Origin of the sequence: Aeromonas oralensis (assembly GCF_049665575.1) — a bacterium.
GTDB lineage: Bacteria > Pseudomonadota > Gammaproteobacteria > Enterobacterales > Aeromonadaceae > Aeromonas > Aeromonas hydrophila.
Map to the genome: position 1 here is coordinate 3,212,292 of NZ_CP187186.1, position 23,749 is coordinate 3,236,040.

20 protein-coding genes, 2 tRNA genes and 1 pseudogene are annotated in these 23,749 nt (G+C 58.0%); 10 read left to right on the forward strand and 13 right to left on the reverse strand.

Annotated elements, in window-relative coordinates:
* Window positions 1-512 precede the first annotated feature (512 nt).
* Complete coding sequence (locus ACPDZI_RS14855) at window positions 513-1,931, forward strand: AAA family ATPase (protein WP_438833387.1); 1,419 nt, start codon at window positions 513-515, stop codon at window positions 1,929-1,931.
* Complete coding sequence (locus ACPDZI_RS14860; protein WP_438833388.1) at window positions 1,931-2,887, forward strand: hypothetical protein; 957 nt, start codon at window positions 1,931-1,933, stop codon at window positions 2,885-2,887. The genes ACPDZI_RS14855 and ACPDZI_RS14860 overlap by 1 nt, the downstream gene beginning before the upstream one ends.
* 357 nt (window positions 2,888-3,244) lie before the next feature.
* Here ACPDZI_RS14860 and ACPDZI_RS14865 read toward each other — a convergent pair.
* Both ACPDZI_RS14865 and ACPDZI_RS14870 read right to left on the reverse strand, forming a co-directional pair.
* A pseudogene (locus tag ACPDZI_RS14865) lies at window positions 3,245-3,652 on the reverse strand (threonine synthase); the annotation flags it as partial.
* A 54-nt stretch (window positions 3,653-3,706) separates the two neighbouring features.
* Window positions 3,707-5,275, reverse strand: coding sequence for an ATP-binding cassette domain-containing protein (locus tag ACPDZI_RS14870; protein WP_438833389.1), 1,569 nt, complete (start codon window positions 5,273-5,275; stop codon window positions 3,707-3,709).
* A 407-nt stretch (window positions 5,276-5,682) separates the two neighbouring features.
* On the opposite strand from ACPDZI_RS14870, the gene ACPDZI_RS14875 reads away from it, so the two are divergent.
* Entirely contained in the window at window positions 5,683-6,585 is a 903-nt protein-coding gene (locus ACPDZI_RS14875; RefSeq protein WP_438833390.1) for a hypothetical protein, read from the forward strand.
* A 100-nt stretch (window positions 6,586-6,685) separates the two neighbouring features.
* Here ACPDZI_RS14875 and ACPDZI_RS14880 read toward each other — a convergent pair whose 3' ends face one another.
* The 6 genes from ACPDZI_RS14880 to ACPDZI_RS14905 form a co-directional block, all read right to left on the reverse strand.
* Window positions 6,686-6,934 (reverse strand): hypothetical protein, encoded by a 249-nt coding sequence (locus ACPDZI_RS14880; RefSeq protein ID WP_101150212.1) that lies wholly within the window; start codon window positions 6,932-6,934, stop codon window positions 6,686-6,688.
* A 322-nt stretch (window positions 6,935-7,256) separates the two neighbouring features.
* Entirely contained in the window at window positions 7,257-7,673 is a 417-nt protein-coding gene (locus ACPDZI_RS14885) for a YybH family protein (RefSeq protein ID WP_438833391.1), read from the reverse strand.
* 92 nt (window positions 7,674-7,765) lie between these two features.
* Window positions 7,766-9,040, reverse strand: coding sequence for a threonine synthase (gene thrC, locus ACPDZI_RS14890; RefSeq protein ID WP_408798374.1), 1,275 nt, complete (start codon window positions 9,038-9,040; stop codon window positions 7,766-7,768).
* Window positions 9,037-10,005: a homoserine kinase gene (thrB, locus tag ACPDZI_RS14895; RefSeq protein WP_438833392.1), complete on the reverse strand. Its 969-nt coding sequence runs from the start codon at window positions 10,003-10,005 to the stop codon at window positions 9,037-9,039. Before thrB ends, thrC begins: the two co-directional genes overlap by 4 nt.
* A 43-nt stretch (window positions 10,006-10,048) precedes the next feature.
* On the reverse strand, window positions 10,049-12,508 hold the full coding sequence (gene thrA / locus ACPDZI_RS14900) for a bifunctional aspartate kinase/homoserine dehydrogenase I (RefSeq protein ID WP_016351497.1): 2,460 nt from the start codon (window positions 12,506-12,508) through the stop codon (window positions 10,049-10,051).
* A gap of 260 nt (window positions 12,509-12,768) precedes the next feature.
* Window positions 12,769-13,461: a tRNA/rRNA methyltransferase gene (locus ACPDZI_RS14905; protein ID WP_101150207.1), complete on the reverse strand. Its 693-nt coding sequence runs from the start codon at window positions 13,459-13,461 to the stop codon at window positions 12,769-12,771.
* A gap of 195 nt (window positions 13,462-13,656) precedes the next feature.
* Here ACPDZI_RS14905 and aceK point away from each other — a divergent pair, with 195 nt between their 5' ends.
* Complete coding sequence (gene aceK, locus ACPDZI_RS14910) at window positions 13,657-15,384, forward strand: bifunctional isocitrate dehydrogenase kinase/phosphatase (RefSeq protein ID WP_438833393.1); 1,728 nt, start codon at window positions 13,657-13,659, stop codon at window positions 15,382-15,384.
* 115 nt (window positions 15,385-15,499) lie between these two features.
* On the opposite strand, the gene ACPDZI_RS14915 is transcribed toward aceK, so the two are convergent.
* Window positions 15,500-15,898, reverse strand: a complete 399-nt coding sequence (locus ACPDZI_RS14915; RefSeq protein WP_024943684.1) for an META domain-containing protein — start codon at window positions 15,896-15,898, stop codon at window positions 15,500-15,502.
* 172 nt (window positions 15,899-16,070) lie between these two features.
* Here ACPDZI_RS14915 and ACPDZI_RS14920 point away from each other — a divergent pair, with 172 nt between their 5' ends.
* Window positions 16,071-16,547, forward strand: coding sequence for a hypothetical protein (locus ACPDZI_RS14920; protein ID WP_168966926.1), 477 nt, complete (start codon window positions 16,071-16,073; stop codon window positions 16,545-16,547).
* Window positions 16,548-16,552: 5 nt separating this feature from the next.
* Here ACPDZI_RS14920 and ACPDZI_RS14925 read toward each other — a convergent pair whose 3' ends face one another.
* Together ACPDZI_RS14925 and ACPDZI_RS14930 are read right to left on the reverse strand one after the other, a co-directional pair.
* A complete protein-coding gene (locus ACPDZI_RS14925; protein ID WP_010633331.1) occupies window positions 16,553-17,032 on the reverse strand; it encodes a putative 4-hydroxy-4-methyl-2-oxoglutarate aldolase in 480 nt (159 codons plus the stop codon).
* Between the two features lie 42 nt (window positions 17,033-17,074).
* Window positions 17,075-17,491 carry a DUF3293 domain-containing protein gene (locus ACPDZI_RS14930; RefSeq protein ID WP_323945246.1) on the reverse strand — a complete coding sequence of 139 codons (417 nt, stop codon included), beginning with the start codon at window positions 17,489-17,491 and terminating at the stop codon, window positions 17,075-17,077.
* 376 nt (window positions 17,492-17,867) lie between these two features.
* Here ACPDZI_RS14930 and arcA point away from each other — a divergent pair, with 376 nt between their 5' ends.
* Window positions 17,868-18,587 carry a two-component system response regulator ArcA gene (arcA, locus tag ACPDZI_RS14935; protein WP_011706824.1) on the forward strand — a complete coding sequence of 240 codons (720 nt, stop codon included), beginning with the start codon at window positions 17,868-17,870 and terminating at the stop codon, window positions 18,585-18,587.
* 145 nt (window positions 18,588-18,732) lie between these two features.
* Here arcA and ACPDZI_RS14940 read toward each other — a convergent pair.
* Window positions 18,733-18,807, reverse strand: a tRNA-Gly gene (locus tag ACPDZI_RS14940).
* 95 nt (window positions 18,808-18,902) lie between these two features.
* Window positions 18,903-18,976: transfer RNA gene (locus tag ACPDZI_RS14945), tRNA-Gly, on the reverse strand.
* Between the two features lie 201 nt (window positions 18,977-19,177).
* On the opposite strand from ACPDZI_RS14945, the gene cydD reads away from it, so the two are divergent.
* The 4 genes from cydD (at window position 19,178) to ACPDZI_RS14965 (ending at window position 23,725) form a co-directional block, all read left to right on the forward strand.
* Window positions 19,178-20,947: a heme ABC transporter permease/ATP-binding protein CydD gene (gene cydD / locus ACPDZI_RS14950; RefSeq protein WP_438833394.1), complete on the forward strand. Its 1,770-nt coding sequence runs from the start codon at window positions 19,178-19,180 to the stop codon at window positions 20,945-20,947.
* Window positions 20,940-22,685, forward strand: a complete 1,746-nt coding sequence (cydC, locus tag ACPDZI_RS14955) for a heme ABC transporter ATP-binding protein/permease CydC (protein ID WP_438833395.1) — start codon at window positions 20,940-20,942, stop codon at window positions 22,683-22,685. Before cydD ends, cydC begins: the two co-directional genes overlap by 8 nt.
* 253 nt (window positions 22,686-22,938) lie before the next feature.
* Complete coding sequence (gene rcsF / locus ACPDZI_RS14960) at window positions 22,939-23,310, forward strand: Rcs stress response system protein RcsF (protein WP_010633326.1); 372 nt, start codon at window positions 22,939-22,941, stop codon at window positions 23,308-23,310.
* A gap of 22 nt (window positions 23,311-23,332) precedes the next feature.
* The gene (locus ACPDZI_RS14965; RefSeq protein WP_101150202.1) at window positions 23,333-23,725 is read left to right on the forward strand and encodes a DUF488 domain-containing protein; all 393 of its coding nucleotides are present in this window, start codon (window positions 23,333-23,335) and stop codon (window positions 23,723-23,725) included.
* The last annotated feature ends 24 nt before the right edge of the window (window positions 23,726-23,749 follow it).

A 23,749-nucleotide genomic window follows, 5' to 3' on the forward strand; every position in this document is an offset into this window, starting at 1 on the left:
TCATATTTGCATGACGATGTGTTGCAAATGGCTGTGATTGCAACAGCTGATTGTTGCCGCAGATCCCCCGCCTCGCCAGCTGGGAGACAGAGCACAGGTCAACCATCGCCCGCACTATAGCGCCGATTACCGGAGAGGGATTGTCCCCCAGCCAGTCCTTCCTCAACAGCAAGCCATCCCTCTCTTCCCCGTCACACTCGCCAACCCCAATAAAACCAAGGGCCATGGGAATCCAGTGCCCGGTCAGGGCGATTTGTTGAGCCAGCGCAAAAAAGGCGATTTTTCTGATAGTTACGTCATTTTTTGACTGGCACGACCAGATTCGATTGGCCTATCATAGCCATCCGGTGCCTATTGAACTGTGATGGGTTACTGCCCTCGCTGGTTAATGGAGCATATTGGAAGCTGTAATCCAGGGGCGGTAGCATAGATTTCATGCACCACCCTAATTGCATATTTATTCATGCCTATGGTTATAGAAAATTACACTTCATTAAAAAAATGGAATATGTATGTCAATAATAAAAGAGAACCCTAATGTAGAATACATTCACATATCTAAAGTTAAACTTGAAGGAATACATAAGAGATATAACTTAGAAATAGATTTCAATGATGGCTTAAACATTTTGTACGGTCAAAATGGAACAGGCAAGTCAACACTAATACACATAATAGCGAATGTTGCTAACTGTGACTTTCTACGCTTTGCCTTTATAGATTTCAAAAGAATATCCGTTACATACTCTAACAAAAAAACTATACAAATAATTCAAAAGGCCGATGCAGGAGATAAAAAAATAACAATAAAATCTCCTGCTGGAAAAGTGTTCTCATTTAGCCAAAGAGATGCAATAGAAACTATCAGAGAGTCCGAAGACGAGAGATTTAACTGGACACCACAGCTTACATATAAGATCAATGAATTCATAAAAAAGAATGGCTTAACTATCATTGAAACATCATATTTCCCTGCGTTTAGAACGATGCTTGAAGCATGGTCATCTCAACGAGATCTCAATACTTCACATCCTGTATCATCAAGGGTAAATCGAGCCCGCAGTAACGAAGAAACCATTAGACAAGCAACAATGTTTTCAAGGAATTTATTTGGTCTATTTCTTCCTACGATCAACTATCCCTCACCACTGGAGATTGAGCAAAGTCTAAGAGATCAAATACGTGACTGTCAGATAAGAATTGCAAGATATGAAAGCTCAATTTTTTCAGACTCATTTGTTAAGGTTTTTTCCGCATTGCTTAATGGTAGTAGTATTGATATAAGTACAGAGGGTATTCTAGAAGAAATATCACAATTAACGACAGACTCCAACACAAGCAAAATGGGCGACTTTGAGGAAAACTCCAAAACCTATAAGGAATTACAGCAGTTAGTCAAGAATAGCTCTCAAAATGAAGAATTAACCATCAGTGCATCTGGCGCACTTGCAGTTTATAGAGATGCATTAAAAGAAAGAAGAAATTTTCAACAAGAAGCTTTTAGTGAAGTCGATAATTTCTTTGATGTTGTAAATTCATTTCTTGATAACAAAGAGCTATCTTATGCCTTAGATACAAACAGACGGGTTCCAAAGGTTGGATTAAAATTCCCTGATGATTCATGGAGCAGTATCAAGGTCATGTCATCCGGAGAGCGGCAACTTCTTACTATGTTATATTCTTTAAATAGAATGCGAAAAAATGCCATGGTACTTATTGATGAGCCAGAAATATCCCTTCATATAGATTGGCAAGAAGATTTACTTGAAAGAATGCTTGAACAACTAGGGAATCGACAGATTATTGTTTGTACTCACTCCCCTGCAATTGCTGCTGGATTTGAGGAATATATGAAAGAAGTCACGCCAATCTTCAGAGATACGTCAGACGATGACTCTGACTTAATGTGTGATGAAGAGGAACGTTTTTAATGGAGGTTAAGTACGACATCAATCAATATCTATTAAGCATCAAGATGAGTGCAAAAACAAGAATTTTAGTCGAGGGAAAGGATGATAAAAATCATGTTTGTAATTTGTTGATGTTTTTTAGCAAAAATAACAAAATAAAAATAGACACAGCAGAATCAATCAGAGCTGACTCTGCTGAGACGGGTAAGAATAATCGTGCAAAGTTAGACAAGATACACTCTTTGTGTGACTATATTAGCACACACCGAAATTTTTACATTCTACGTGATAGAGAATATCATAAGTTTCAATTCATTCCCTCAATTCTTGATGAAATGAATGAACATGAGTCTGAGGGGAACCTAAGCTGGACTATAGGCCACTCACTTGAAAACTATTTCTTTCAAGAGTCTATTATGCTGAAAGCATATAGGTTTATTACAGCGTGCGAGTTCAAAACTCATGCATCAGATCTATTTTCTGAAATTTTTTCTTCTGCACTTAAGATATCATCAGCCATTTCAGTCTCAGCCAAAAACATAGGAAAATCCTCCTACCCAATGGGAGTTATTTCTTGGAAGGACTTTACGATAACTGATAATAACAAACTAATATTAGATATTGACAACTGGAATAAGGACGACACCAGCATTATATGCAATGAATTCAAAGCAGAATTCAAAAAGAATTCCATGTCAATTAACAACGTCGATATCAATACAGCAAGAAGAGTTGGTAGAGGGCACACCCTAATGATCATGCTCCAACGTATTTACTCCGCATGTCTCTATCATATAGGAAAAAAAACCGATATTAAAAAAGCCATTGAATATGCAGATGAATTTTCAAAAATAAAAGAATCAACGGTGGCAGGCGCTCTTGGGGAAGCTTGGATCTCTTCAATAGAAAAAGGTAGTAGTAACTATCCTGTGAATTTGGTATCAGCAGTCCTTCCTAACCAATTTGTACAGCTCTAGTTATCACCTTACACAGGTTTGAATCTTGTTTTTTACGCAAAAAAATCTAGACTCAACGCCATCTCTCTGAGCCAGTCATTACACGGCTGGCTATTTTTATAATCAGAAATGTGGGCTCACGGCAAAACCACAAATAAATAATGTAAACAGTCTGGGTAATATCTGGTACATGCTCCAGTTTCCCACCCCGTAACAAAATCATCACCGTGAGAGACTAACAGCAAAGGACTCAGATGGTCAGCCAACACCTGAACAAACAGCAGCCAATGCTTAAGCACCTTTCCCTGTGCATAAAATAAAAAAATCCCCCGTCACTGGGGGATTTTTTATTTCTATCGGTTATCTCAGCTCAGCAGCTTACCCCACCAAAAACGCCCTTAACCGGGCAAACTCCGCTGGCAAATTAACGGAGAGCAGCGGCAGGTCGGCATGTTTGGCCAGCGGGCCGGGCAGCGGCACATCCAGATGCAGGATCTCGTCCACCGACTCCTTGAACTTGGCGGGATGGGCGGTGCACAGGACCCCCCCCACTTCATCCTCGGCCAGCTGTTCCCCCAGCAGATCCCAGGCAATGGCCCCGTGGGGCTCGCAGAGGTAATCCAGCTGGTGCAGCCGTTTCAGCGCAGCGCGGGTCTGGGCATCGTCACGCATGCCAGAACCCAGGGTCTCCAGCGCCCAGCCCTTGCGGCGGCAGAGCTCCTCTACCCGCGGCCAGTTGTTGGGACGGCTGACATCCATGGCATTCGACAGGGTTGCCACAGTCTGGAACAGCAAATCTAGGACATCCACCTCCTTGACGCGCCGTTGCTGGTTCGCAGGTTAGCTCCCCTGCCCCTCCAACCAATACTCCCACTCAATCCCCACACCCGCAACAAAGTCGGGATCGTGGGAGACCAACAGCAGAGTGCCCGGGTAATCGGCCAGTACCTGTGTGAGCAGCTGACGCGAGGCATGATCCAGATGGTTGTCCGGTTCATCGAGCAACAACAGGTCAGGCTGTTGCGCCAATACCATCAACAAACCCAGTTTTAGCCGCTCGCCACCGCTCAGACCATGACAGGGCAGTAAGGCGCGATCGCCACGCAGTGCGATACCCGCCAACCGGGTTCTAGCGTCACTCTCGGAGAGTGTCGGCGCCGCTGCCAGCAGGTTGGCCAACGGACTGACGTCTCGCGCAATCAGGCTGAGCCCCTGATCAAGGCAGGCCATCCGGCCATTGATACGAAAAGTGCCGAAATCGGGCGCCAGCTCCCCGCGCAGCATCTGCAGCAGACTCGATTTGCCGCTGCCGTTGCAACCACTTAGCCGGCAGCGTTCACCCCGTTGCAGTACCAGCGTGACTGGCTGACCATACCAACGCGGGTGACAGGCATCCGTGATCACCAGCGGCTGGGCCGCCCCCTTGCGATCGCTCTCTGCCGGCCACTGCATGTGAAGCGGCTGCACCGCCGCCAGCGCGGCCGCCGCCTCGGCGCGCGCCGCCAGCTGGACACTGTGGCCCCGCTGGTGGCGTTCCAGCACCTTGCCAAGGGATTTGCCCGCCTGCTCTGCTTTGAAATCGAGCAGGATCTTGGCCTGGGAGCCGCGCTCGCGCCGCCCCTGGCTGGCTCGTCTGGCCGCCTGTTCGCGCACCTTTTGCACGCTGCGCGCCGCCGCCTTTTCACGGCGCTCCGCCTGCGCCAGCCGGGCGCTGCGGGCAGCCTGCAACTCGGCCTGCTGCGCCAGAAATGCCTCAAACAAGAGGCTGGCACTCTGCAGCCCCTGCTCGCCCAGCTCCAGGATCTGGCTGGCCTGATTGAGCAGCCGCCGGTCGTGGCTTACCAGCAGATAGCCACCACTGTGGCTGGCCAATCGCTGGCTCAGCCACGCGATGCCACTGGCATCCAGGTGGTTGTCCGGCTCATCGAGCAACAGAAAGTGATCCGGATTAGCGAACAGGGCCAACAAGCGCAAGCGGCAAAGCTGGCCCCCGCTTAACCGATCGAGCGGCTGGTGAGCATCCAGCGCCAAACCGGCCTGAGCCAACAGGGCGGCAAGATCACTGCGCAAGGACCAGCGCTCCGCCAGCAGATCGAAATCACGCTCATCCGTGCTGCCCTGCTCAATCCGCTCAAGGGCTCGTAGCGGCTCTCCCCAACCGATAAAGTCGCCCACGCTGCGCTCCCCTTCTGGTACAAACTGGGACAACCAGCCGATGGGCCTGTGCCACTCAATCTTGCCTGCGACCGGACGGCGCTGGCCCGCCAGTAGTTCGAGCAGCAGGCTCTTGCCGATGCCATTGCGACCAAGCAGGGTTGCACCCGCAGTGGGTAGAGAAAAGGTAAGGGGCTGAGCGCAACCACCGAAGGGAAGCTGCAACTGTTTGATATAACATGCAATATGGGTCATCTGAACTCCTTTGGGCCGATGCTGGAGCAACAGACCAAGAGCCATAGCCAAATGACAGGGACACGTGTCCACGGATTGGAAAATAAAGAGGAGTCAGCATCAACCTGTCACGGTAAGACGCACCCGATCTCCCGGGCGGGAGAGGAATCAAAAGCGGGGTGCGGACAGGTTAAATGCGCATCGGAGGAAGTACTCATATATCAAAGGAGCCAAGAGGCTAACCCGACGTATGCGGGCAGGTCAACACACATCATCTGGATCAGATCCTGTTGTCGGCCAATACCGGCTGCCATAAAGGCTCGTACGAAAACCACCTCTAGAGAGATAGTTCAATACCCATATGGAGCATGATTGATGGATGACATGATCTAGAATGTGCGCTCTTTTTTCATTCGGGATTCGATTATATGAAACGCGCTTTCTTCGCCGCTCTGACCATGCTGACTGCACCCGCCATGGCCGAGCAGACTGTTGCCCACCACTTCGCCACACTGACATACCAGCAGATCATCGATGGCTGCCAGATGTATCGCCTCAATACCCCGCAAGGCGCCACCCTGCTGTTCGGGCACAACTTCAATGACACCGGCGTCAATGCGGAGGGAGGTGCCTCTGCCGGCACCATGGATCTCTACTCCTACATGTATTCGGACCCGAAATATCGCAGCTACGCCCTGCGGGGCACCAATAATCTCTATCAGCCCTCCACCAGCGACTCTTATACCTTTATGACCCTCTCCGTCGGGGCCAGCAGCTCACCCGATAACTTCATGTTGTCCCAGCGCAAGAACATCGAGCGGGCGACCTCTTACTCCAGCGGCAATACCCAGCTCTCGATGCATTTCTACGACGGGCAGGATCAGCCGAAATATGACAAGGCGATGCCGAAATATCTCTCGCTGTGCGGCAACAACATTGCCTCCTTCGACTCATTGACCAGCCTTAGACTGCGCATCGCCAGCTCCACCATCAAGGTGCAGTACCCAAGATTCAACCAGCCTGCCGGGATCAAGGCCAGCAATGATCTGGTCAGCGAAGTCCAGCTCGCCTGGAGCAATGCCGACAACAGCGCCATCACGACCCGTCAGCTTAAATACACCCGCATCTCCCGCGCCGAGAAACTCGACAAGCCGCAAGATCAGAAGTTTGTCGAACTGGCCAAACTTGGCATCAACGACGACCGCTATATCGACATCAATGGCGACCAGAATCCTCTGATCCCCGGCAAGGAGTATGTCTATCAGGTGCAGTACTGCGACGGTTACGACTTCTGCGAAGCGAGCCCTCAGGTGATTGGCAAAGCCAATTAAGCTGCACGCTATCGAAGCAATAAAAATCCCCCGCACTCGGGGGATTTTTGTTTCCTGTTTATCCTGTTTGGCGAGTCACTGTCTGCGCCGGTGCTCGCTATCAGCGATTCTTGAGCGCCTCCACCCTGGCGATCAGGATGGCCATAAAACCGGAGATGATGATCAGCCCTATGCTGACAGGCAGCACAGAGACAGCGTAAGGAACAAAAATTGCGCCGCCGACCAGGGAACCCGAAAAGATGATCAAGGGTAGCGGCAGCAAGAGTAACAGTGCGATATAAACCAGCACCCTGGCGATGACCAAAGGGGTTTTGAGGGATTGCGTTACGACTTTTCGGTACGGCCACATGATGGTTTGCTCCCTGATTCGTTATTATCCAGCCATCGGCCGCGCCCCCGGAAAGGAGTTTCGGCCTTGTTCGTCCATGATGGCTTCATGCAGCACCCTGATTAACAGCCACCGACCGGCTGGTCAAGGGACTCTCCATTACCGGATTTTTCCCATGTTTTTTATTCTTCTGCACGCTGCAATGATGGCGGGGAAAACCTGCATCAAATCGGTGCCGCACGACAGCAATGTCTAACAAGTATTTCTATATCAGCAGTTTATTGATTGCCTGCCATTCGGGGGCTTGTAGCAGCACCCACTCTGGGATAGCCCTTGAGAGCGTTCAGGCAGAAGGCGCGGGGCCCACCGCTGCCAGCAGCGCAGTGCCATAGGAGTTGTCTATGGTGCAGCGCCACTGCCCATCGGCTTCTTTGCGAAACACATAGGTGGCGCGGCGGGTTTCATCAGTCAGGCCCCCCTGACCATCCCGGTAATTGAGCCGGGTCTCCATGATCACCAGGGCATTGTCGGCCCCCTCAATCACCTCCATGACCCCCTGCTCCACCTTGAGCTGCCCCTGAAAGTAATCCGAGATGGCAGTGAAGGCACGGCGGATGGCGGGAATGCCGCGCACCACCATGCCGGGCTTGACCACCAGGGCGGCGTCCTCGGCGTAGAAGGCCATCAGGGCGTCGAAATCGCGCCGGGAGATGGCGGCGTCGCAGGTTTCAATGAGGATTCGAAGGGGATGCTGACTCATCTTCACTCCTTATGGGGCGGCCTGCCCGCCCTGTCACGGATAAAAAGCAACGGATAGAAAAATCCCCCGAGGTCGGGGGATTGGCAGTCAACTTAACCGAGCAGGAAGGCCCTTAACGGGGCAAACTCCGCCGGCAGGTTATGGGACAAGAGCGGCAGCACGGCGTGCTTGGCGAGCGGACCGGGCAGCGGCACGTCCAGTCCCAGGATCTCGTCCACCGACTCCTTGAACTTGGCCGGATGAGCGGTGCAGAGGAACACCCCCACTTCGTCCTCAGCCAGCTGTTCGCCCAGCAGATCCCAGGCAATCGCCCCGTGGGGTTCGCACAGGTAATCCAGCTCATGCAGGCGTTTGAGGGCTGCGCGGGTTTCGGCATCACTGCGCATGCCAGACCCCAGGGTCTCCAGCGCCCAGCCGTTGCGACGGCACAGCTCTTCGACCCTAGGCCAGTTGTTGGGGCGGCTCACATCCATGGCGTTCGACAGGGTTGCCACTGTCTGGTGTGGATCCCACTGGCCGGTTTTCAGGTAACGCGGCACGGTATCGTTGGCGTTGGTGGCGGCGATAAAGCGCTTCACCGGCAGCCCCAGCGCCTTGGCGATAAGGCCTGCGGTGAGGTTGCCAAAGTTGCCGGACGGCACGCTGATGACCGCCTTGGCGCGATCGACTTTCGGCAGCTGGGCCAGCGCCTCGAAGTAGTAGCAAACCTGGGCCAGCAAGCGACTGATGTTGATGGAGTTGGCGGAGTTCAGGCCAATCGCCTTTTTCAGCTCTTCGTCATCGAAGGACTGCTTCACCAGCGCCTGGCAGGCATCGAAGTCGCCGTCGATGGCGATGGTGCGGATGTTGCCCCCCAGGGTGCAGAACAGCGCCTCCTGCAGCGGGCTTATCTTGCCCTTCGGGTAGAGGATCACCACCTCGATCCCCTCCAGCCCATAGAAGGCGTGAGCCACGGCGGCGCCGGTGTCGCCGGAGGTGGCGGTGAGGATAGTGATCTTGTCATTGGTACGGAACGCAGCCAAACACTGGGCCATAAAGCGGCCGCCGAAATCCTTGAACGCCAGGGTCGGGCCGTGGAACAGCTCGAGGGCATAGGTGCCATCCTTGAGCTTCACCAGCGGCGCCGGGAAGGTGAAGGCGGCCTTGACCAGTTCGTGTACCTTGGGCGCGGGCACTTCGTCCCCCAGCAGGTGGCTGAGGATGCGGGCGGAGCGCTCCACCAGCGGCAGCTCCAGCAGGGCATCCACATCGGCCAGCGGCTCGAGCCGCTCGGGGAAGAACAGACCCTGTTCGCGGCCCAGACCCTGACGCACCGCCTGGGCGAAGCTCACCTGTTCACTCTTGTCCTTGATATTGTAAAGATTCATAGCTCGCTTCCTGTTACCCGTGCCCCGGCCATGTCGAGTTTGCAAACCCGGGCAAATCCATCTTCGTTCTGCACGAAATGTGCATCCATCCAATCTTTCATCCGCTCGGCCTGGGCCAGATCCTTCATCACCACGAACACGCTGGGGCCGGAGCCCGAGATGCCGGTGGCCAGCGCCCCGTTCTGGGCGGCCTGGGCCCGCACCTCGGCAAAGCCTTCAATGAGCGCCGCACGGTAGGGCTCGGCAATCACGTCTTTGAGTACACTCGCCGCCAGCCCCTCCTGCCCGGTGTAGCTGGCGTGCACGAAGGCGGCCAGCCGGCGGCCATAGGTGAGGCAATCCTGGCGGCGATACTGGGCCGGTAAAATGGCGCGGGCGGCAGCGGTGGAGACGACTGTGCCCGGGTAGCAGACCACCCAATACCACTGCTCAAACACCGGGATACCCTGGCTGATGACGCCATGCTCTTCCAGCACCAGCTGCATGCCGCCCAGATAGCAGGGGGCGACGTTGTCGTAATGAACGGAGCCGGAGATTTTGCCTTCCATCTCCCCCATCAGCAGCAGCAGGTCGTGTTCATTGAGGGGGGCGCCGTGAAAGGCGTTGAGGCCTTCCAGTGCCGCCACCACGCTGCAGGCGCTGGAACCCAGACCCGAGCCCACCGGCAGGTTCTTCTCCAGCACCATCTCGAGCGGCTTGAGACCAAAGCCGCGCTTCTCCAGTGCCTCGCCATAGGCGAGCCAGCAGTCATGGAGGATGTTCTTTTTCGGGTCAGCCGGCAACTTGTGGGCGTAACGGCCCACAGAAGAGAGGGCAAACGCTACGTCAGCCGCTTTCACCTGCACCCGATCGCCCAGCAGAGAGCCATCCACGGGGGCGAGCGCCGCCCCCAGTACATCGAATCCCACGCTCAGGTTGGCGCTGGAGGCGGGGGCATAGGCGACCACACTTCTGTCATTACCCATGGCGCCTTCCGTCATATAGGGGGGGACATGTCTGAACTCATGCTTACAACTCCTGCTTCCAGTTCTGGGTGCGCAGCACGTCGGCAAAGACGCCCGCGGCAGTCACTTCGGTGCCGGCGCCATAGCCGCGCAGCACCAGCGGGATCGGCTGGTAGTAGGTAGAGAAGAAGGCGAGCGCATTCTCCCCGTCTTTGACCTTGAACAGCGGCTCGTCGGCGCCGACCGCCTTGATGGCGACCTTGCACTTGCCACCCTCGATGGAACCCACGTAGCGCAGCACCTTGCCCTGAGCTTGCGCAGCCGCAAACTGGTCGCGGAACCAGCCGTCAGCCTCCGGCAGGCGGGCCATAAAGGCTTCCACGTCGCCGCTCACATCAAAGCCGGGCGGCAGGGCCTGCTCAACCTCGACATCGGAGAGCTCCAGCGCCATGCCGGCTTCGCGGGCCAAAATGAGCAGCTTGCGGGCCACGTCCATGCCGTTGAGATCGTCGCGCGGATCCGGCTCGGTAAAGCCGTTGCTGCGGGCAATCTTGGTGGCATCGGAGAAAGCCATCCCCTCATCCAGCTTGCCGAAGATAAAGGAGAGCGAACCGGACAGCACGCCGTCGAAGGCGCGCAGCTTGTCACCAGCCTTGATCAGGTTCTGCAGGTTCTCGATGACCGGCAGGCCGGCGCCCACGTTGGTCTCGTACAGGAACTTGCGACGGGTCTGACGAGCGGTGCGGCGCAGCGCCTTGTAGTAATCGAGCGACCCTGTGTTGGCCTTCTTGTTCGGGGTGACCACGTGGAAACCGGCGGCCAGGAAGTCGGCATACTGGACGGCGATGGCCTCGGAGGAGGTGCAATCGACGATCACGGGGTTGATGAGGTGGCTCTCTTCCACCAGCTTTTGCACCGCTTCCAGGCTGAAGCTGTCACGGGCTTCCACCAGCTGTTCACGCCAGTTGGCGAGGTTCAGCCCATCCTTGTTGACCGCCATCTGGCGGCTGTTGGCGATGCCCACCACCCGCAGGCCGGTGCCCTGCTCGGCCAATACCGGCTGCTGGCGGGCAATCTGATCCACCAGCGCCGCGCCGACACCGCCAACGCCGACCACGAACAAGTCGATGAACTGCTGGCTGCCGAAGAAGTTCTGGTGGCAGGCCTTGATGGCTTCCGCCACTTTGCGATCCCGCACTACCGCCGAGATGGAGCGCTCGCTCGAACCCTGGGCGATGGCGACGATGTTGATGGAGGCTTGTGCCAGCGAGGTGAAGAAGCGTGCCGCCATCCCCTTGGAGGTGCGCATGCCGTCACCGATGAGGGAGATGATCGCCAGATCCTGCATGATCTCCAGCGGATCCAGCAGCTGGTTCTTGAATTCGAGCTCGAATTCGCGCTCCAGCACCTTGCGGGTCTTGTCGCAGTCATAGCTGTGGATACAGAAGCTGACACTGTACTCGGAGGATGACTGGGTGATGAGGACGATGCTGACCCCGGCGCGGGAAACGGCGGAGAAGATGCGGCCGGCCATGCCCACCATGCCCTTCATGCCGGGGCCGGAGACGTTGAACATGCACATGCCGGAGAGATCCGAAATGGCCTTCACCTTCAGGTCATCATCCCCCTGCTCGACGCCGATAAGGGTGCCCGGCCCTTGCGGGTTGAAACTGTTCTTGATGAGGCAGGGAATGTGGAACTGGGCCACCGGCGCGATGGTTTTCGGGTGCAGTACCTTGGCACCGAAGTAGGAGAGCTCCATCGCCTCCTTGTAGGAGAGGGTCTTCAGCAGATAGGCGTCCGGCACCAGGCGCGGGTCACAGTTGTAGCAGCCCTCGACGTCGGTCCAGATCTCGCAACACTCGGCGTCGACACAGGCGGCCAGCACGGCGGCGGAGTAATCCGACCCGTTACGGCCCAGCAGCACTGTCTCCCCCTTGTCGCTGCCACCAGTGAAGCCCGGCATCAGGTAGAGACAGTCGGAACGCAGGCCCTTGGCGGCGAAGCGCAGGCGGGAGGCTTCGATGTCGACGTGAGCCTCAAGATAGCCGCCGTCGGTCACCAGCAGCTGCTCCGGCACTATGATGTCCAGCTCAAGGCCGCGCACACGCAACAGCTCGTGCATGAAGGCGATGGAGAGGTTCTCGCCCCGGCTCAGAATGCGCGCCTGCACATTGTCCGGGCAGAGCCCCAGCAGGCGGATGCCTTGCATCAGCCGCTCCACCTGATCCAGTTCGCTGGTCAAGCGAGCCTGCAGCGCCTTGTCATCCAACGCCGGATAGGCTGCCTTCAAGCCGGCCAGCAGGCGGGAGAAGATGCCGTTGATCTCGAACAATGTGCTGCTGGCATCCATGCCGCGGCTGGTCTGCTCTACCAGTGCCACCAGGTGGTTGGTCACCTTGGCCGGTGCCGACAGCACCAGGGCAACCTGGGATTGGCCGTGGGTATTCACCGCGATATCGGCGACCCGTAAAAAACGCTCTGCATCGGCCAGTGACGACCCGCCAAACTTCAACACTCTCATCGCTTTCTCTCCCTGTGATCTTTGCAAATTTGCCCGAAAATGGTTCTGAAAATCATCCAACAAAAAGGCCCGTACTGGGTGGGTACGGGCCTTTTCTGATTTCTGTGCTTGTTCGTCAGCGCATCAACCGGCCCCAGTGCCACCTGTGGTGGTACCGGTAATAATGGTGGTGGTGATGACGTTGGTGAATAACCGCATGACGAACACTCTTGAACGAAGCTGGCTTTTAGCAATACCGCGCCGGGCGCAGAGCTGTCAACCTAAACCTCTTTGCCAAGTTTGCGGGCAAGGTCTTTGCAGAGCAGGTGGAGCATATTCAAATCCCGCTGCGGCAGCATGGGCACTCGGTCCATCACCCACTGATGCAGTTTTTCATCCTGAGAAACCCCAATTTCACCGAGAATTTCTGCTGTTTTGCTTTTCAGCACCCGAACCTGTCCGGTGTTATCAACATTTTCTGCTAGCACCTCGGGTTCATCGAGTAACTGGCTCAGCTCGTAGGCGTACAGCATGATCGCCTGCCCCAGATTCAAGGACGGGTAGCTCACCTTGAGCGGCAGATAGCTGATGAGGTCGACCTGGGCCAGCTGCTCGTTGGAGAGCCCAGACTCCTCGCAGCCAAACACGATGGCGACCTTGTCCAGCGACGGCTTGGCCTTGATCTGGTCGCGGATCTCGGCCGGCGTGAGGTAGTGCTGATAACGACCGCGCTGGCGGGCGGTGGTGGCTACCACCAGATCCATGTCGGCCAGCGCCTCTTCCAGGGTGTCGAACGCCTCGGCCTGGGTCAGGACCTCCTGCGCACCGTGGGCCACCCAGCTCGCCTCCTCCTCTTCGTGCACCCGGCTTGCCACCAGTCGCATGGCATCAAAGCCCATGGTTTTCATGGCGCGGGCGGCAGCGCCCACGTTGGCCGGGCGGGCGGGGGCCACCAGCACAAAATAGAGTTTCATCGGGTTTTCTCCTGGGCAGGGCCGAACGCGCAAACAACAGCGGATCATCGGCAAAACAGGGGCGCAATCTACCGTTTTCACCCGAAAATTGCCACTTGAACAGACGTTTGAATGTTGCCATAGTGGCCGGGAATGTGAACAAATTGCAGCCAATCCCAGGCGCCATCGGCCCGACAGATCACAAGGAAGAGAGAGATGCAGCAGCCATTGGAACAGGCCGTCGCCGAGACGATTCTGCAACGCTTCGAGTCGTTTTACAGCCGGTTTCTCGAGATAACCCAGGGCAGCAAGAGTCGCTTCGAGAACAGCGACTGGCTGGGGGTGCAGCTCGCCGGGCGCGAGCGCATTCGCCTCTACGATCACCACGTCGGCGCCACCACGGCGCTGATCAAGCAGATGATGGGGGCGACCCTGCCAAGCCAGGCACTGCTCAAGCAGGTGAAGGGGGCGTTCAGCGATCTGCTGCCCAAGTGCGAAAACTTCGAGGTGGCGGAGTCCTTCTTCAACTCCGTCTATCGCCGCATCTTCCGCCATCGCAACATCCGCGACGAGAACCTCTATATCCATCCATTTCGCAGCCGGGGAGAACACCCCGACCTGAGCGCCCTGCTGCGCATCTATCGCACCGATCTTGCCCACCTGCCGCAGACCCTGAGCCAGCTGCTGGGGGATTACAGCTTCACCCTGCCCTATGAGGACAAACAGCGGGATATTGTCGACATCCAGCGCCATCTTGCCGAGAACGGGCCGGCCATCCTGCACGATGAACCGTTCGCCATCGAGCTGCTCAAGGAGGTGTTCTACCGCAACAAGGGGGCCTATCTGGTGGGGCTGATCCGGGTCAAGGGGCAGGTGTTTCCCTTCATCCTGCCGCTGCTCAGTACCGGCCAGAGCATCTATGTGGATACCGTCATCTTCGAGCCTGAGCTCGCCTCCATCGTGTTCGGCTTCGCCCGCGCCTACTTCATGGTTTATGCCCCCGTGCCGGCGCTGTTCGTGCTGTTTCTGCGCCAGATCATGCCCCACAAGCCGGACTATGAGATCTACAACGCCATCGGTTGCCAGAAGCACGGCAAGACAGAGCTCTATCGCCACTATCAGCAGCACCTGGCCCAGAGCCGGGAGCAGTTCGTCATCGCGCCGGGCATCAAGGGGATGGTGATGAGCGTGTTTACTCTCCCCTCCTATGACGTGGTGTTCAAGGTGATCAAAGACGAGTTCACGCCCCCCAAGGACGTGAGCCACGAGCAGGTGAAGGCGAAGTACCGGTTGGTTAAACAGCACGACCGGGTTGGCCGCATGGCCGATACCCAGGAGTTCACCAACTTCGAGTTTCCCCTCGATCGCATCTCGCCGGAGCTGCTGGCCGAGCTCAAGACGGTGGCCCCGTCTGCGCTGACCCTCACCGACGACAAGCTGGTGATCAAGCACCTCTATACCGAACGCAAGATGATCCCGCTCAACCTCTATCTGGACAAGGCAGATGAGCAGCAGACCCGGCTCGCGCTGGAGGAGTACGGCAACGCCATCAAGCAGCTGGCGGCGGCCAACATCTTTCCGGGCGACATGCTGTTCAAGAACTTCGGGGTCACCCGTCACGGCCGGGTGGTGTTCTACGACTACGACGAGATCTGCTACATGACGGAGTGCAACTTCCGCCAGATCCCGCCGCCCCGCTACCCCGAGGATGAGTGGAGCGCCGAGCCCTGGTACTCGGTGGCCCCCAACGACATCTTCCCCGAGGAGTTCGCCACCTTCCTGCTGCAAAAGCCGCAGGTGCGCGAGATCATGCTGCAACTGCACAAGGAGATGTTCGACGCCAACTACTGGAAGATGCTGCAGAGCAACATCAAGGAGGGGGTATTCGAGGATGTCTATCCCTATCGGCGCAAGAAGCGCTTCAAGTTTCAGCGGGGGGGCTAGCCTATCCGGGAGCCCAGTTGCAAAAGGGAGTGCAAATAGCAAAAGGGACGCCGAGGCGTCCCTTTTGCGTTGGGCCATCAGCTCGCGCTACGACAGCCCCTGACAAAACCGTCAGTTACTTGGCGGCAGGCATGGCGTCGAAGGTGAGCAGCGCCGCCTTGTTGGCGTCGCTCAATACCAGCTGCTGACCACTGATCTGGAAGCTCGCCACTTTCTCCAGCTTTTGCAGATAGAGCATCTCCTTGCCGGCCAGATCGCCCATGCACATCATGCGGGTCGAACCCATGGGGCCCAGCGCCAGCACACCGTCACCCTGCTGGGTGATGGCACCGAAATAGCGGTTGCAGCCGCCCTTGCCCGCCACCTTGTCACCGGCGACTTGCAGGGTGAAGGTGTCGCCGCTCGCCCCTTGCAGTTGCCAGGTGGAAGCTTGCAGTTGAGTCAGCTTGGAACCAGTTGCCATGGCGCAGCCTCCCAGGGCCAGTACGGCCAGCAGAGTCAGTTTTTTGTTCATGGGTTCACCTCTTGATATCAGCAAAATAGGGGAAGAAACATGGTGATCGGGGCCTGTGTATCATGAGAGCGGAGCAAATCAAAACTGTTTTATTGTGATCGGGGTTCCCTTTACTACCAGCTGGCATGTGCCATGCTTGTATTCCTGTTCCGGACCCAGGGAGGGGAAAAGAATGGTCAAATCATCCGTCATCGCACTCGTCTCATGCCTCAGCCTTACCGCCCAGGCCGCCGACTGGGATTTCCTCAAGAACGACGCCAACAGCCAGCTCTACGTCAAGAGTTACTCCGGCGTGCTGCTCGACAATCAGGCTCATCACAACGACAGTTTCGATCTCTGGCTCATCAATACCGGCTATCAGTATCCGCTGAACGATGGCGTCAGCCTCTACATGGAAGCAGGCCCGGCCATCGGCCCCAGCAGCGAGCAATCAGGCTACAACCTGAGCTCGGGAGTGCGCTATCAGCTCTCCCCCATGCTCAACATCGGCAGCCAGATCAAACAGCTGGAAGTGAACAAACCCAGCACCCTGCTGGAGCTCAACACCAGCCTGCTGCTGACCCCGCAACTGGCCATCACCGCCAACTACGGCGTCAGCGCCTTTAGCACCGAACAATCCCTCAGCGTCGGGGTCGGCTTCAACTTCTAGCTGGGTCAGATCAGCCGGGTGGCGCTCACCAGCACGCCGTTGAGATCGGCGTAGACGTAGTCACCCGGATGTATGGTCACCCCGGCAAACGACACCACCGCATCCAGCTCACCCAGCCCTCGCTTCTCGGTTTTGACCGGACACGGCGCCAATGCCTTGACCCCCAGCGCCAGTGTTGCCAGCGTGCCCACGTCGCGCACGGCGCCGTAGATCACGATGCCTTCCCAGCCCTGCTCCGCCGCCTTGATCGCCAGCTGATCGCCGAGCAGGGCACGGCGCAGGGAACCACCGCCATCGATCACCATCACCCGCCCCTGCCCGGGTCGGTTGACCAGCTCCCGCACCAGGCTGTTGTCCTCGTAACAAGAGAGAGTGACTGCCTGGCCGTGGAACAGCGCCTTGCCACCAAAATTTTGAAACAGCGGCTCCGCCACCTGCAGGGCATCGCCGTACTCGTCACAGAGATCGGGCAGTAGATCCAGCATCATAAGTCTCCTTCCATGGACATGAATTCGCTCATTCTTTCATCAAGCAGAGCCCCTGACAATCCAGTGGGATTCAATTCTGCCCAGATGGTGTGGCTCTCCCGCCAGCAACACCGGCAGCAGCCACAGTTCCCCCTGTTCCACCCAGTAGATGGCATTCTGGCCAAAGCGGGCTGCCAGTTGGATAGCCTCGCTGCGCGTGGAGGCCAGCAGCAGCGATGACTCCTGCCAACTTTCATCCAGCGAACTGCCCCGGCAAGGCCCCATCACCTGCCAGCGAGGAACCGCTGCAATGGCCCGCCACAGGGCCCGCTGATGGCGGGTATTGCGACGCATTCCCAGCTGGCGACTGGCAGGATTCCAGGCCGTCACAATGGCGTAGGCAGGCCATTTCGGCGCCGAAAAGGGTGCAATAAAGCAGATTTTTCTGTAGTTTTCCCACAAATTCATGTCAACCACATGTTACATTCCATTACATTTTATAGGGGCGAAAATGGGGGCAACCCCAAGTATCATGCTGTGAACTCAGGGTTTGACCTATATCAAACCAGAGTTAAAAAGTTGCTATCTGACGGCAAAGAGTGTTGTTATGCGCCTGTTAACTGATAAAATGCAGCCACTTTTGTAATGGACTACCTTTCCAGGCTTCTCTCGATCAGACTTATTGAGAGCCTATGTGTGGCACAGGGATGTTTGCCAACGCTGATGCCAAATTCGCGATAATCCGACCTGACATTCATACCCAGGATGACGTAATAAATTTTCAGGACCGGTCGGGTAACGCCAAAGAGTGTTAAAATTTAGATAACTAACTGATAAGAATCTGGGAATACTCATGCAAACACCACACATTCTGATCGTCGAAGACGAACTGGTCACTCGCAATACCCTGAAAAGCATCTTCGAGGCAGAGGGCTATATCGTGCTCGAAGCCAACAATGGCGACGAGATGCATCAGGCTCTGACTTCCCACACCATCAATCTGGTGATCATGGACATCAACCTGCCGGGCAAGAATGGCCTGCTGCTGGCACGCGAGCTGCGTGAGGACGACAACATCGCCCTGATGTTCCTGACCGGTCGTGACAACGAAGTGGACAAGATCCTGGGTCTGGAGATCGGTGCCGACGATTACATCACCAAGCCGTTCAACCCCCGTGAGCTGACCATCCGTGCCCGCAACCTGCTGAGCCGTACCATGAACGTGGCCGCCGGTGGCGAAGAGAAGAAGCTGGTGGAGCGTTACCTGTTCAACGGCTGGGCGCTGGACATCAACAGCCGCGCCCTGGTCAGCCCGGCTGGCGACATGTTCAAGCTGCCGCGCTCCGAGTTCCGCGCCATGCTGCACTTCTGCGAAAATCCTGGCCAGATCCAGACCCGCGCCGAGCTGCTCAAGAAGATGACCGGCCGTGAGCTCAAGCCCCACGACCGTACCGTGGATGTCACCATCCGCCGTATCCGCAAGCACTTCGAGAGCGTCAACGACACTCCGGAGATCATCGCCACCATCCACGGCGAAGGCTATCGCTTCTGCGGCGAGCTGGAGCAGGAGTAATCCTCCCTCCCCCGAGTTGAAAAGGCGCCGATGGCGCCTTTTCCATTTCTGCACCATCCAGCTTGGTCAAGCTGGCACTATCGCCGGCATCAAAAAACAGACAACAAAAAGCCCACTCGCAGGAGTGGGCTTTTTGCATGAACGCTGGAGCGGGCAGCGGGAATCGAACCCGCATCATCAGCTTGGAAGGCTGAGGTAATAGCCATTATACGATGCCCGCCTGGCATCAAAAACTTGCTTGGTGTGATGGGGAAACCCCACGACAGACAGCCGTTTCGGCTGAGGTGACAACGGCCTTGACCATTATCTGGAATTTGGAGCGGGTGATGGGAATCGAACCCACGTATGCAGCTTGGGAAGCTACCGTTCTACCATTGAACTACACCCGCGTCAGGGCCTCTACTATATGCATTTTGCCGCCGAGCGCAATCACCTCGATACGATTTTTTACCGTAAATCAATCTGTTCGACCAACTAATGAGCAGCGAGCCGCTTTTTCACTCAACCGTTTTCACAAGCCGGAATTTACAAGGTTGCCAAGCCTGGGGGGCGAGGATAGTCTTGCGCCACTCGACGCGAGGATGGTGGTAATGGATAAAAAAACGCAAAAACGACTCTATGGCTGGTTGCGCAATCAATCGAGCCACGGCCGGCGCTGGATCGGCCTCTCCATCGGCTTTGGCCTGGGTCAGGGCATCCTGATGGTGACGCAGGCCTGGCTGCTGGCCACCCTGCTGCACGGTTTCATCATCGAAGGCACCACGCCGGCGCAATCCATTCCCCTCTTCATCGTCCTGCTGCTGGTCACCCTCGGCAAGGCGGTGCTGGCCTATGGCCGTGAAGTCGCCAGCTTCAAGGCCGGCAGCGCGGTGCGCCAGGCCATCCGCGAGCTGGTGCTCACCCGCCTCGGCCGCTTGGGACCGGCCTACATCCAGCGTCGACCGGCCGGCAGCTGGGCCAGCCTGCTGCTGGAGCAGATTGAAAACATGCAAGATTTCTTCTCCCGCTACCTGCCGCAGATGGCGATTGCCGTGTTCATTCCGGTGGTGATCCTGGTGGCCGTGTTCCCGGTCAACTGGGCTGCTGGCCTGATCCTGCTGGGCACGGCGCCGCTTATTCCCCTCTTCATGATCCTGGTGGGGGTCGGCGCCGCCGATGCCAACCGCCGCAACTTCCAGGCGCTGGCCCGTCTCTCCGGCCACTTCCTCGATCGCCTGAAGGGGCTGCGCACCCTGCAGCTCTTCATGCGCACCCAGGCGGAAGGGGATGCCATTCGCGCTGCGTCGGAAGATTTTCGCGAACGCACCATGGAGGTGCTGCGCCTTGCCTTCCTCAGTACCGCCGTGCTGGAGTTCTTCGCCGCCCTCTCGGTGGCGCTGGTGGCCGTCTACTTCGGTTTCTCCTATATCGATCACTTGAACTTCGGCCACTATGGCAGCAAAGTCACTTTGTTTACCGGCCTGTTCGTGCTGTTTCTGGCCCCCGAGTTCTATGCCCCGCTGCGGGAACTGGGTGCCCACTACCACGCCAAGGCGCAGGCCATCGGCGCCGCCGAACAGCTGCTGGAGTTCCTCGAAGCCGAGGTGACGGAACCCGCCTCAGGCCATGCGCCGTTTCATGCCGACGCCCCCATCAGGGTAGAAGCCAAAGGCCTTGAAGTGCTGAGCGCCGAGGGCAAGGTGCTGGTCGGTCCCATCGACTTCACCCTGGCGTCCGGTTCGCGCACTGCCCTCATCGGCATCAGCGGCGCCGGCAAGAGCTCGCTGGTCAATGCCCTGCTCGGCTTTGCCCCCTATCGCGGCGAGCTCAAGGTCAACGGCCAGGAGCTGGCCAGCCTCGACATGAGCCAGTGGCGCCGCCAGCTGGGCTGGCTCTCCCAGAACCCGCAGCTGTTCCACGCCTCGCTGCGCGACAACCTGCTGCTGGCCAACCCATCCGCCAGTGACAGCGAACTGGAGGAGGCCCTGAAACGGGCTCAGGCGTGGGAGTTTACCATGGAAAAGGGGCTCGATTATGCGGTGGGGGATCAGGCCGGTGGCCTCTCGGTCGGCCAGGCCCAGCGCCTCGCCCTGGCCCGTACCCTGCTCAAGTCCACCCAGCTGATGGTGCTGGACGAACCGACCGCCAGCCTGGATCGCCACTCCGAGCGTGCCATCATGACCACGCTGGAACAGGCCACGGCAGGCCAGACCCTGCTGATGATCACTCACCGCATCGACCAGCTCACCAAGATGGACCAGATCCTGGTACTAGAGCGTGGCAAGCTGGTGGAGCAAGGCAGCTTCCAGCAACTGAGTACCGCACAGGGGCCGTTCGCCCGCCTGCTCTCCCAACGTAACGAGGGTTCTCTCGATGACTGATCTCTTGCCGTTTCTGCGCCTCTATCGCCAGCACTGGCTGAGCCTCTCCCTCGGCCTGCTGCTGGCCCTGGTGACCCTGGTCGCCGGGATGGGACTGCTGTCGCTCTCCGGCTGGTTCCTTTCCGCCGCCGCCGTGGCGGGGATGGCGGTCGCCAGTCGCGACACCTTCAACTACATGACGCCGGCTGGCGGGGTACGCTTCTTCTCCATCATCCGCACCGCTGGCCGCTGGGGTGAGCGGGTGGTGAGCCACGATGCCACCTTCCGGGTGCTGACCCGGTTGCGGGTCTGGTTCTGGCAAAAGCTCTCGCCGCTCTCCACTGGCGCCCTGGCAGGCTTTCGCCAGGCGGACCTGCTCAACCGGCTGGTGGCCGACATCGACGCCATGGACCACGTCTACCTGCGGCTGGTCACCCCCATCGGCGCGGCCCTGCTCAGCACCGCCGGCCTGGTGTTCTTCCTCTCGCTGTTCGATGCCGACCTGGCCCTGATACTGGGCGCCATCCTGCTGTTCGGTATGCTGGCCCTGCCGCTGGTGTTCTACTTCCTCGGCCGCCAGCCCGGTCGCCAGCTGATCGCCGAGAAGTCCAACCTGCGTACCCGTCTGGTGGACTATCTGGACGGTCAGGCCGAGCTGCAGATGTTTGCCGCCGCCCCCCGGGCGCGTGACGAGCTGCAGCAGGCCGAACAGGCGCTGATCCAGGCCCAGGCCCGCATGGCCCGGGTGAGCGGGCTGGCCAACTGCTCGGTGCAACTGCTGAGTGGCTGGACCCTCACCCTGATGCTGTGGCTGGCCGGTCACGGGGTGGCAGGCGCCGCGCCGGATCCCATCACGGCGCTGATGGTGTTCGCCACCCTGGCCAGTTTCGAGGCGCTGATGCCGCTGGCCGGCGCCTTCCAGCACCTCTCCACCAGCCTCACCTCGGCCCGCCGCCTCAACGAGATCCTGCAGGAGGCCAAGGCCCCCGAGTGGGGCCACGAAAAGCGCCACGCGCCACAGGGGGCGCTGCAGATAAGCGACCTCTATTTCAGCTACCCAGGCAACCCGCAGCCGGTGCTGCGTGGCTGTACCCTGCAGTTGCAGGCCGGTGAAAAACTGGCGCTGCTGGGCCAGACCGGCTGCGGCAAGTCCACCCTGATGGGACTGCTGACCCGCGAATGGAACCCGCAGGCCGGCAAGATCCTGCTCGATGGCAAGCCGCTCACCGACTACAGCGAAGGGGCGCTGCGCGCCTCCCTCTCGGTGGTGAGCCAGCGGGTGCACCTGTTTGCCGATACCCTGCGCGGCAACCTCAAGCTGGCCGCCCCCCATGCCAGTGACGAGCAGCTGGTGCAGGTGCTGACCCAGGTCGGCCTTGCCAACCTGCTGGAAGATGACAACGGCCACAGCGACAGCGGGCTCGATGCCTGGCTGGGGGATGGCGGCCGGCCACTCTCCGGTGGCGAGCGCCGCCGCATCGGCATCGCCCGCGCCCTGCTGCACGACGCCCCGCTCTGGCTGCTGGATGAGCCGACCGAGGGGCTCGACAGCCAGACCGAGCGGGAGATCATGGAACTGTTGTTCCGGTTGGGGGCAGATCGCACCCTGCTGCTCATCTCCCACCGTTTGCTGGGGCTGGAGCAGATGGACCGGATCGCCCTGATGGAAGAGGGGCAGATCCGCCTCTGCGCCCCACATCAGACGCTGCTGGCGGACGACTACTACCGCAGCCTGCATCAGCGGCTGGCGCCGGCCTGATGACCAACGAGAGAGGGGCGCCCGGTGCGCCCCTCTCTCGTGACACCAGGCCAGTCATCTTTGCCGGCAGCGTGAAGTTGCACAGGCAACACGCGGCCGGATCCTGTTCACACCCCGTCCATACGGCTAAAAATGGGGCTGGTCGATACCGTCGACTGGCCCCTATAATGGCCTCTTCGTTATTCCACCAGATGCCGACATGGAGCGCCTGCGCCTTGCTACTGTCCTCATCACCGACACAAGATACGAGACGATGAAACGCCTGATCCTGATGATGCCCCTGATTGCCTCCGGCTGCGCCGACTTTGCCTTCAACAGCAATCTGGACAAAGAGAACTTCGACGAGTACTTCAAGCCGGGCAGCGTTCAGATCTATGAGCAGGGCCAGCTGGCCGATCTCAACTACCTCTACCTCGGCACCGTCGAAGGGGAGTCCTGCCAGAGCGATGCCAAGCAGCCGATCCCCAACGCTGGCGAGGCCCGTACTCTGGCCCGCCGCCGCGTGGCCGACATGGGCGGCAACGGCGTCACCTTCGACAAGTGCGCCGAATTCAGCGACACCCCGGGCTGCCTGAAGCAGGTGATCTGCTACGGCCAGGCGCTGAAGGTCGCCACCGAGAAATAAGCGTCAACTGCAAGGAGCCTGCATGGCACTGGCCATCGTTCGCCTCGGCACGCCCCGCCTACCCGACGAGGGACTGCGGATCGGCACCGTGCGCCGCCCGCCCCGCGGCGTGCCAAAAACCGAGTTTGCCAGCCAGGATTGGTACGACGTCTGGTTCCCCAATCTCGCCCCCAGCAACGACACCATGAAGCTGGGCCAGGGGGCCGAGACGCCCGCCCAGTGGAGCGCCTTCTGCAAACAGTACAAGGCTGAGCTGGCGACCCCCGCCGCCAGGCACGATCTGGCGCTGCTGGCCGCCCTCTCCCACACCACCAACCTGTCGGTGGGCTGCTACTGCGAGCAGGAGTCCCGCTGTCATCGCGCCATCCTGCGCGAGCAACTGACCGCCGCTGGCGCCGCCATGCGCGCTGAGTAGCGGCGCTCACACCAGACAGAAAAG

Excerpts from the sequence above, each read along its gene's own strand:
- ACPDZI_RS14925 (WP_010633331.1), bottom strand. The coding sequence starts at position 17,032 with ATGCTGGATCTACTGCCCGATCTCTGTGACGAGTACGGCGATGCCCTG.
- ACPDZI_RS14860 (WP_438833388.1), top strand. The coding sequence starts at position 1,931 with ATGGAGGTTAAGTACGACATCAATCAATATCTATTAAGCATCAAGATG.
- ACPDZI_RS14905 (WP_101150207.1), bottom strand. The coding sequence starts at position 13,461 with ATGAAACTCTATTTTGTGCTGGTGGCCCCCGCCCGCCCGGCCAACGTG.
- rcsF (WP_010633326.1), top strand. The coding sequence starts at position 22,939 with ATGAAACGCCTGATCCTGATGATGCCCCTGATTGCCTCCGGCTGCGCC.
- ACPDZI_RS14870 (WP_438833389.1), bottom strand. The coding sequence starts at position 5,275 with ATGACCCATATTGCATGTTATATCAAACAGTTGCAGCTTCCCTTCGGT.
- ACPDZI_RS14855 (WP_438833387.1), top strand. The coding sequence starts at position 513 with ATGTCAATAATAAAAGAGAACCCTAATGTAGAATACATTCACATATCT.
- ACPDZI_RS14965 (WP_101150202.1), top strand. The coding sequence starts at position 23,333 with ATGGCACTGGCCATCGTTCGCCTCGGCACGCCCCGCCTACCCGACGAG.
- ACPDZI_RS14915 (WP_024943684.1), bottom strand. The coding sequence starts at position 15,898 with ATGAACAAAAAACTGACTCTGCTGGCCGTACTGGCCCTGGGAGGCTGC.
- thrA (WP_016351497.1), bottom strand. The coding sequence starts at position 12,508 with ATGAGAGTGTTGAAGTTTGGCGGGTCGTCACTGGCCGATGCAGAGCGT.
- ACPDZI_RS14880 (WP_101150212.1), bottom strand. The coding sequence starts at position 6,934 with ATGTGGCCGTACCGAAAAGTCGTAACGCAATCCCTCAAAACCCCTTTG.
- arcA (WP_011706824.1), top strand. The coding sequence starts at position 17,868 with ATGCAAACACCACACATTCTGATCGTCGAAGACGAACTGGTCACTCGC.
- cydC (WP_438833395.1), top strand. The coding sequence starts at position 20,940 with ATGACTGATCTCTTGCCGTTTCTGCGCCTCTATCGCCAGCACTGGCTG.
- ACPDZI_RS14875 (WP_438833390.1), top strand. The coding sequence starts at position 5,683 with ATGAAACGCGCTTTCTTCGCCGCTCTGACCATGCTGACTGCACCCGCC.
- thrB (WP_438833392.1), bottom strand. The coding sequence starts at position 10,005 with ATGGGTAATGACAGAAGTGTGGTCGCCTATGCCCCCGCCTCCAGCGCC.
- thrC (WP_408798374.1), bottom strand. The coding sequence starts at position 9,040 with ATGAATCTTTACAATATCAAGGACAAGAGTGAACAGGTGAGCTTCGCC.
- ACPDZI_RS14885 (WP_438833391.1), bottom strand. The coding sequence starts at position 7,673 with ATGAGTCAGCATCCCCTTCGAATCCTCATTGAAACCTGCGACGCCGCC.
- cydD (WP_438833394.1), top strand. The coding sequence starts at position 19,178 with ATGGATAAAAAAACGCAAAAACGACTCTATGGCTGGTTGCGCAATCAA.
- ACPDZI_RS14920 (WP_168966926.1), top strand. The coding sequence starts at position 16,071 with ATGGTCAAATCATCCGTCATCGCACTCGTCTCATGCCTCAGCCTTACC.
- aceK (WP_438833393.1), top strand. The coding sequence starts at position 13,657 with ATGCAGCAGCCATTGGAACAGGCCGTCGCCGAGACGATTCTGCAACGC.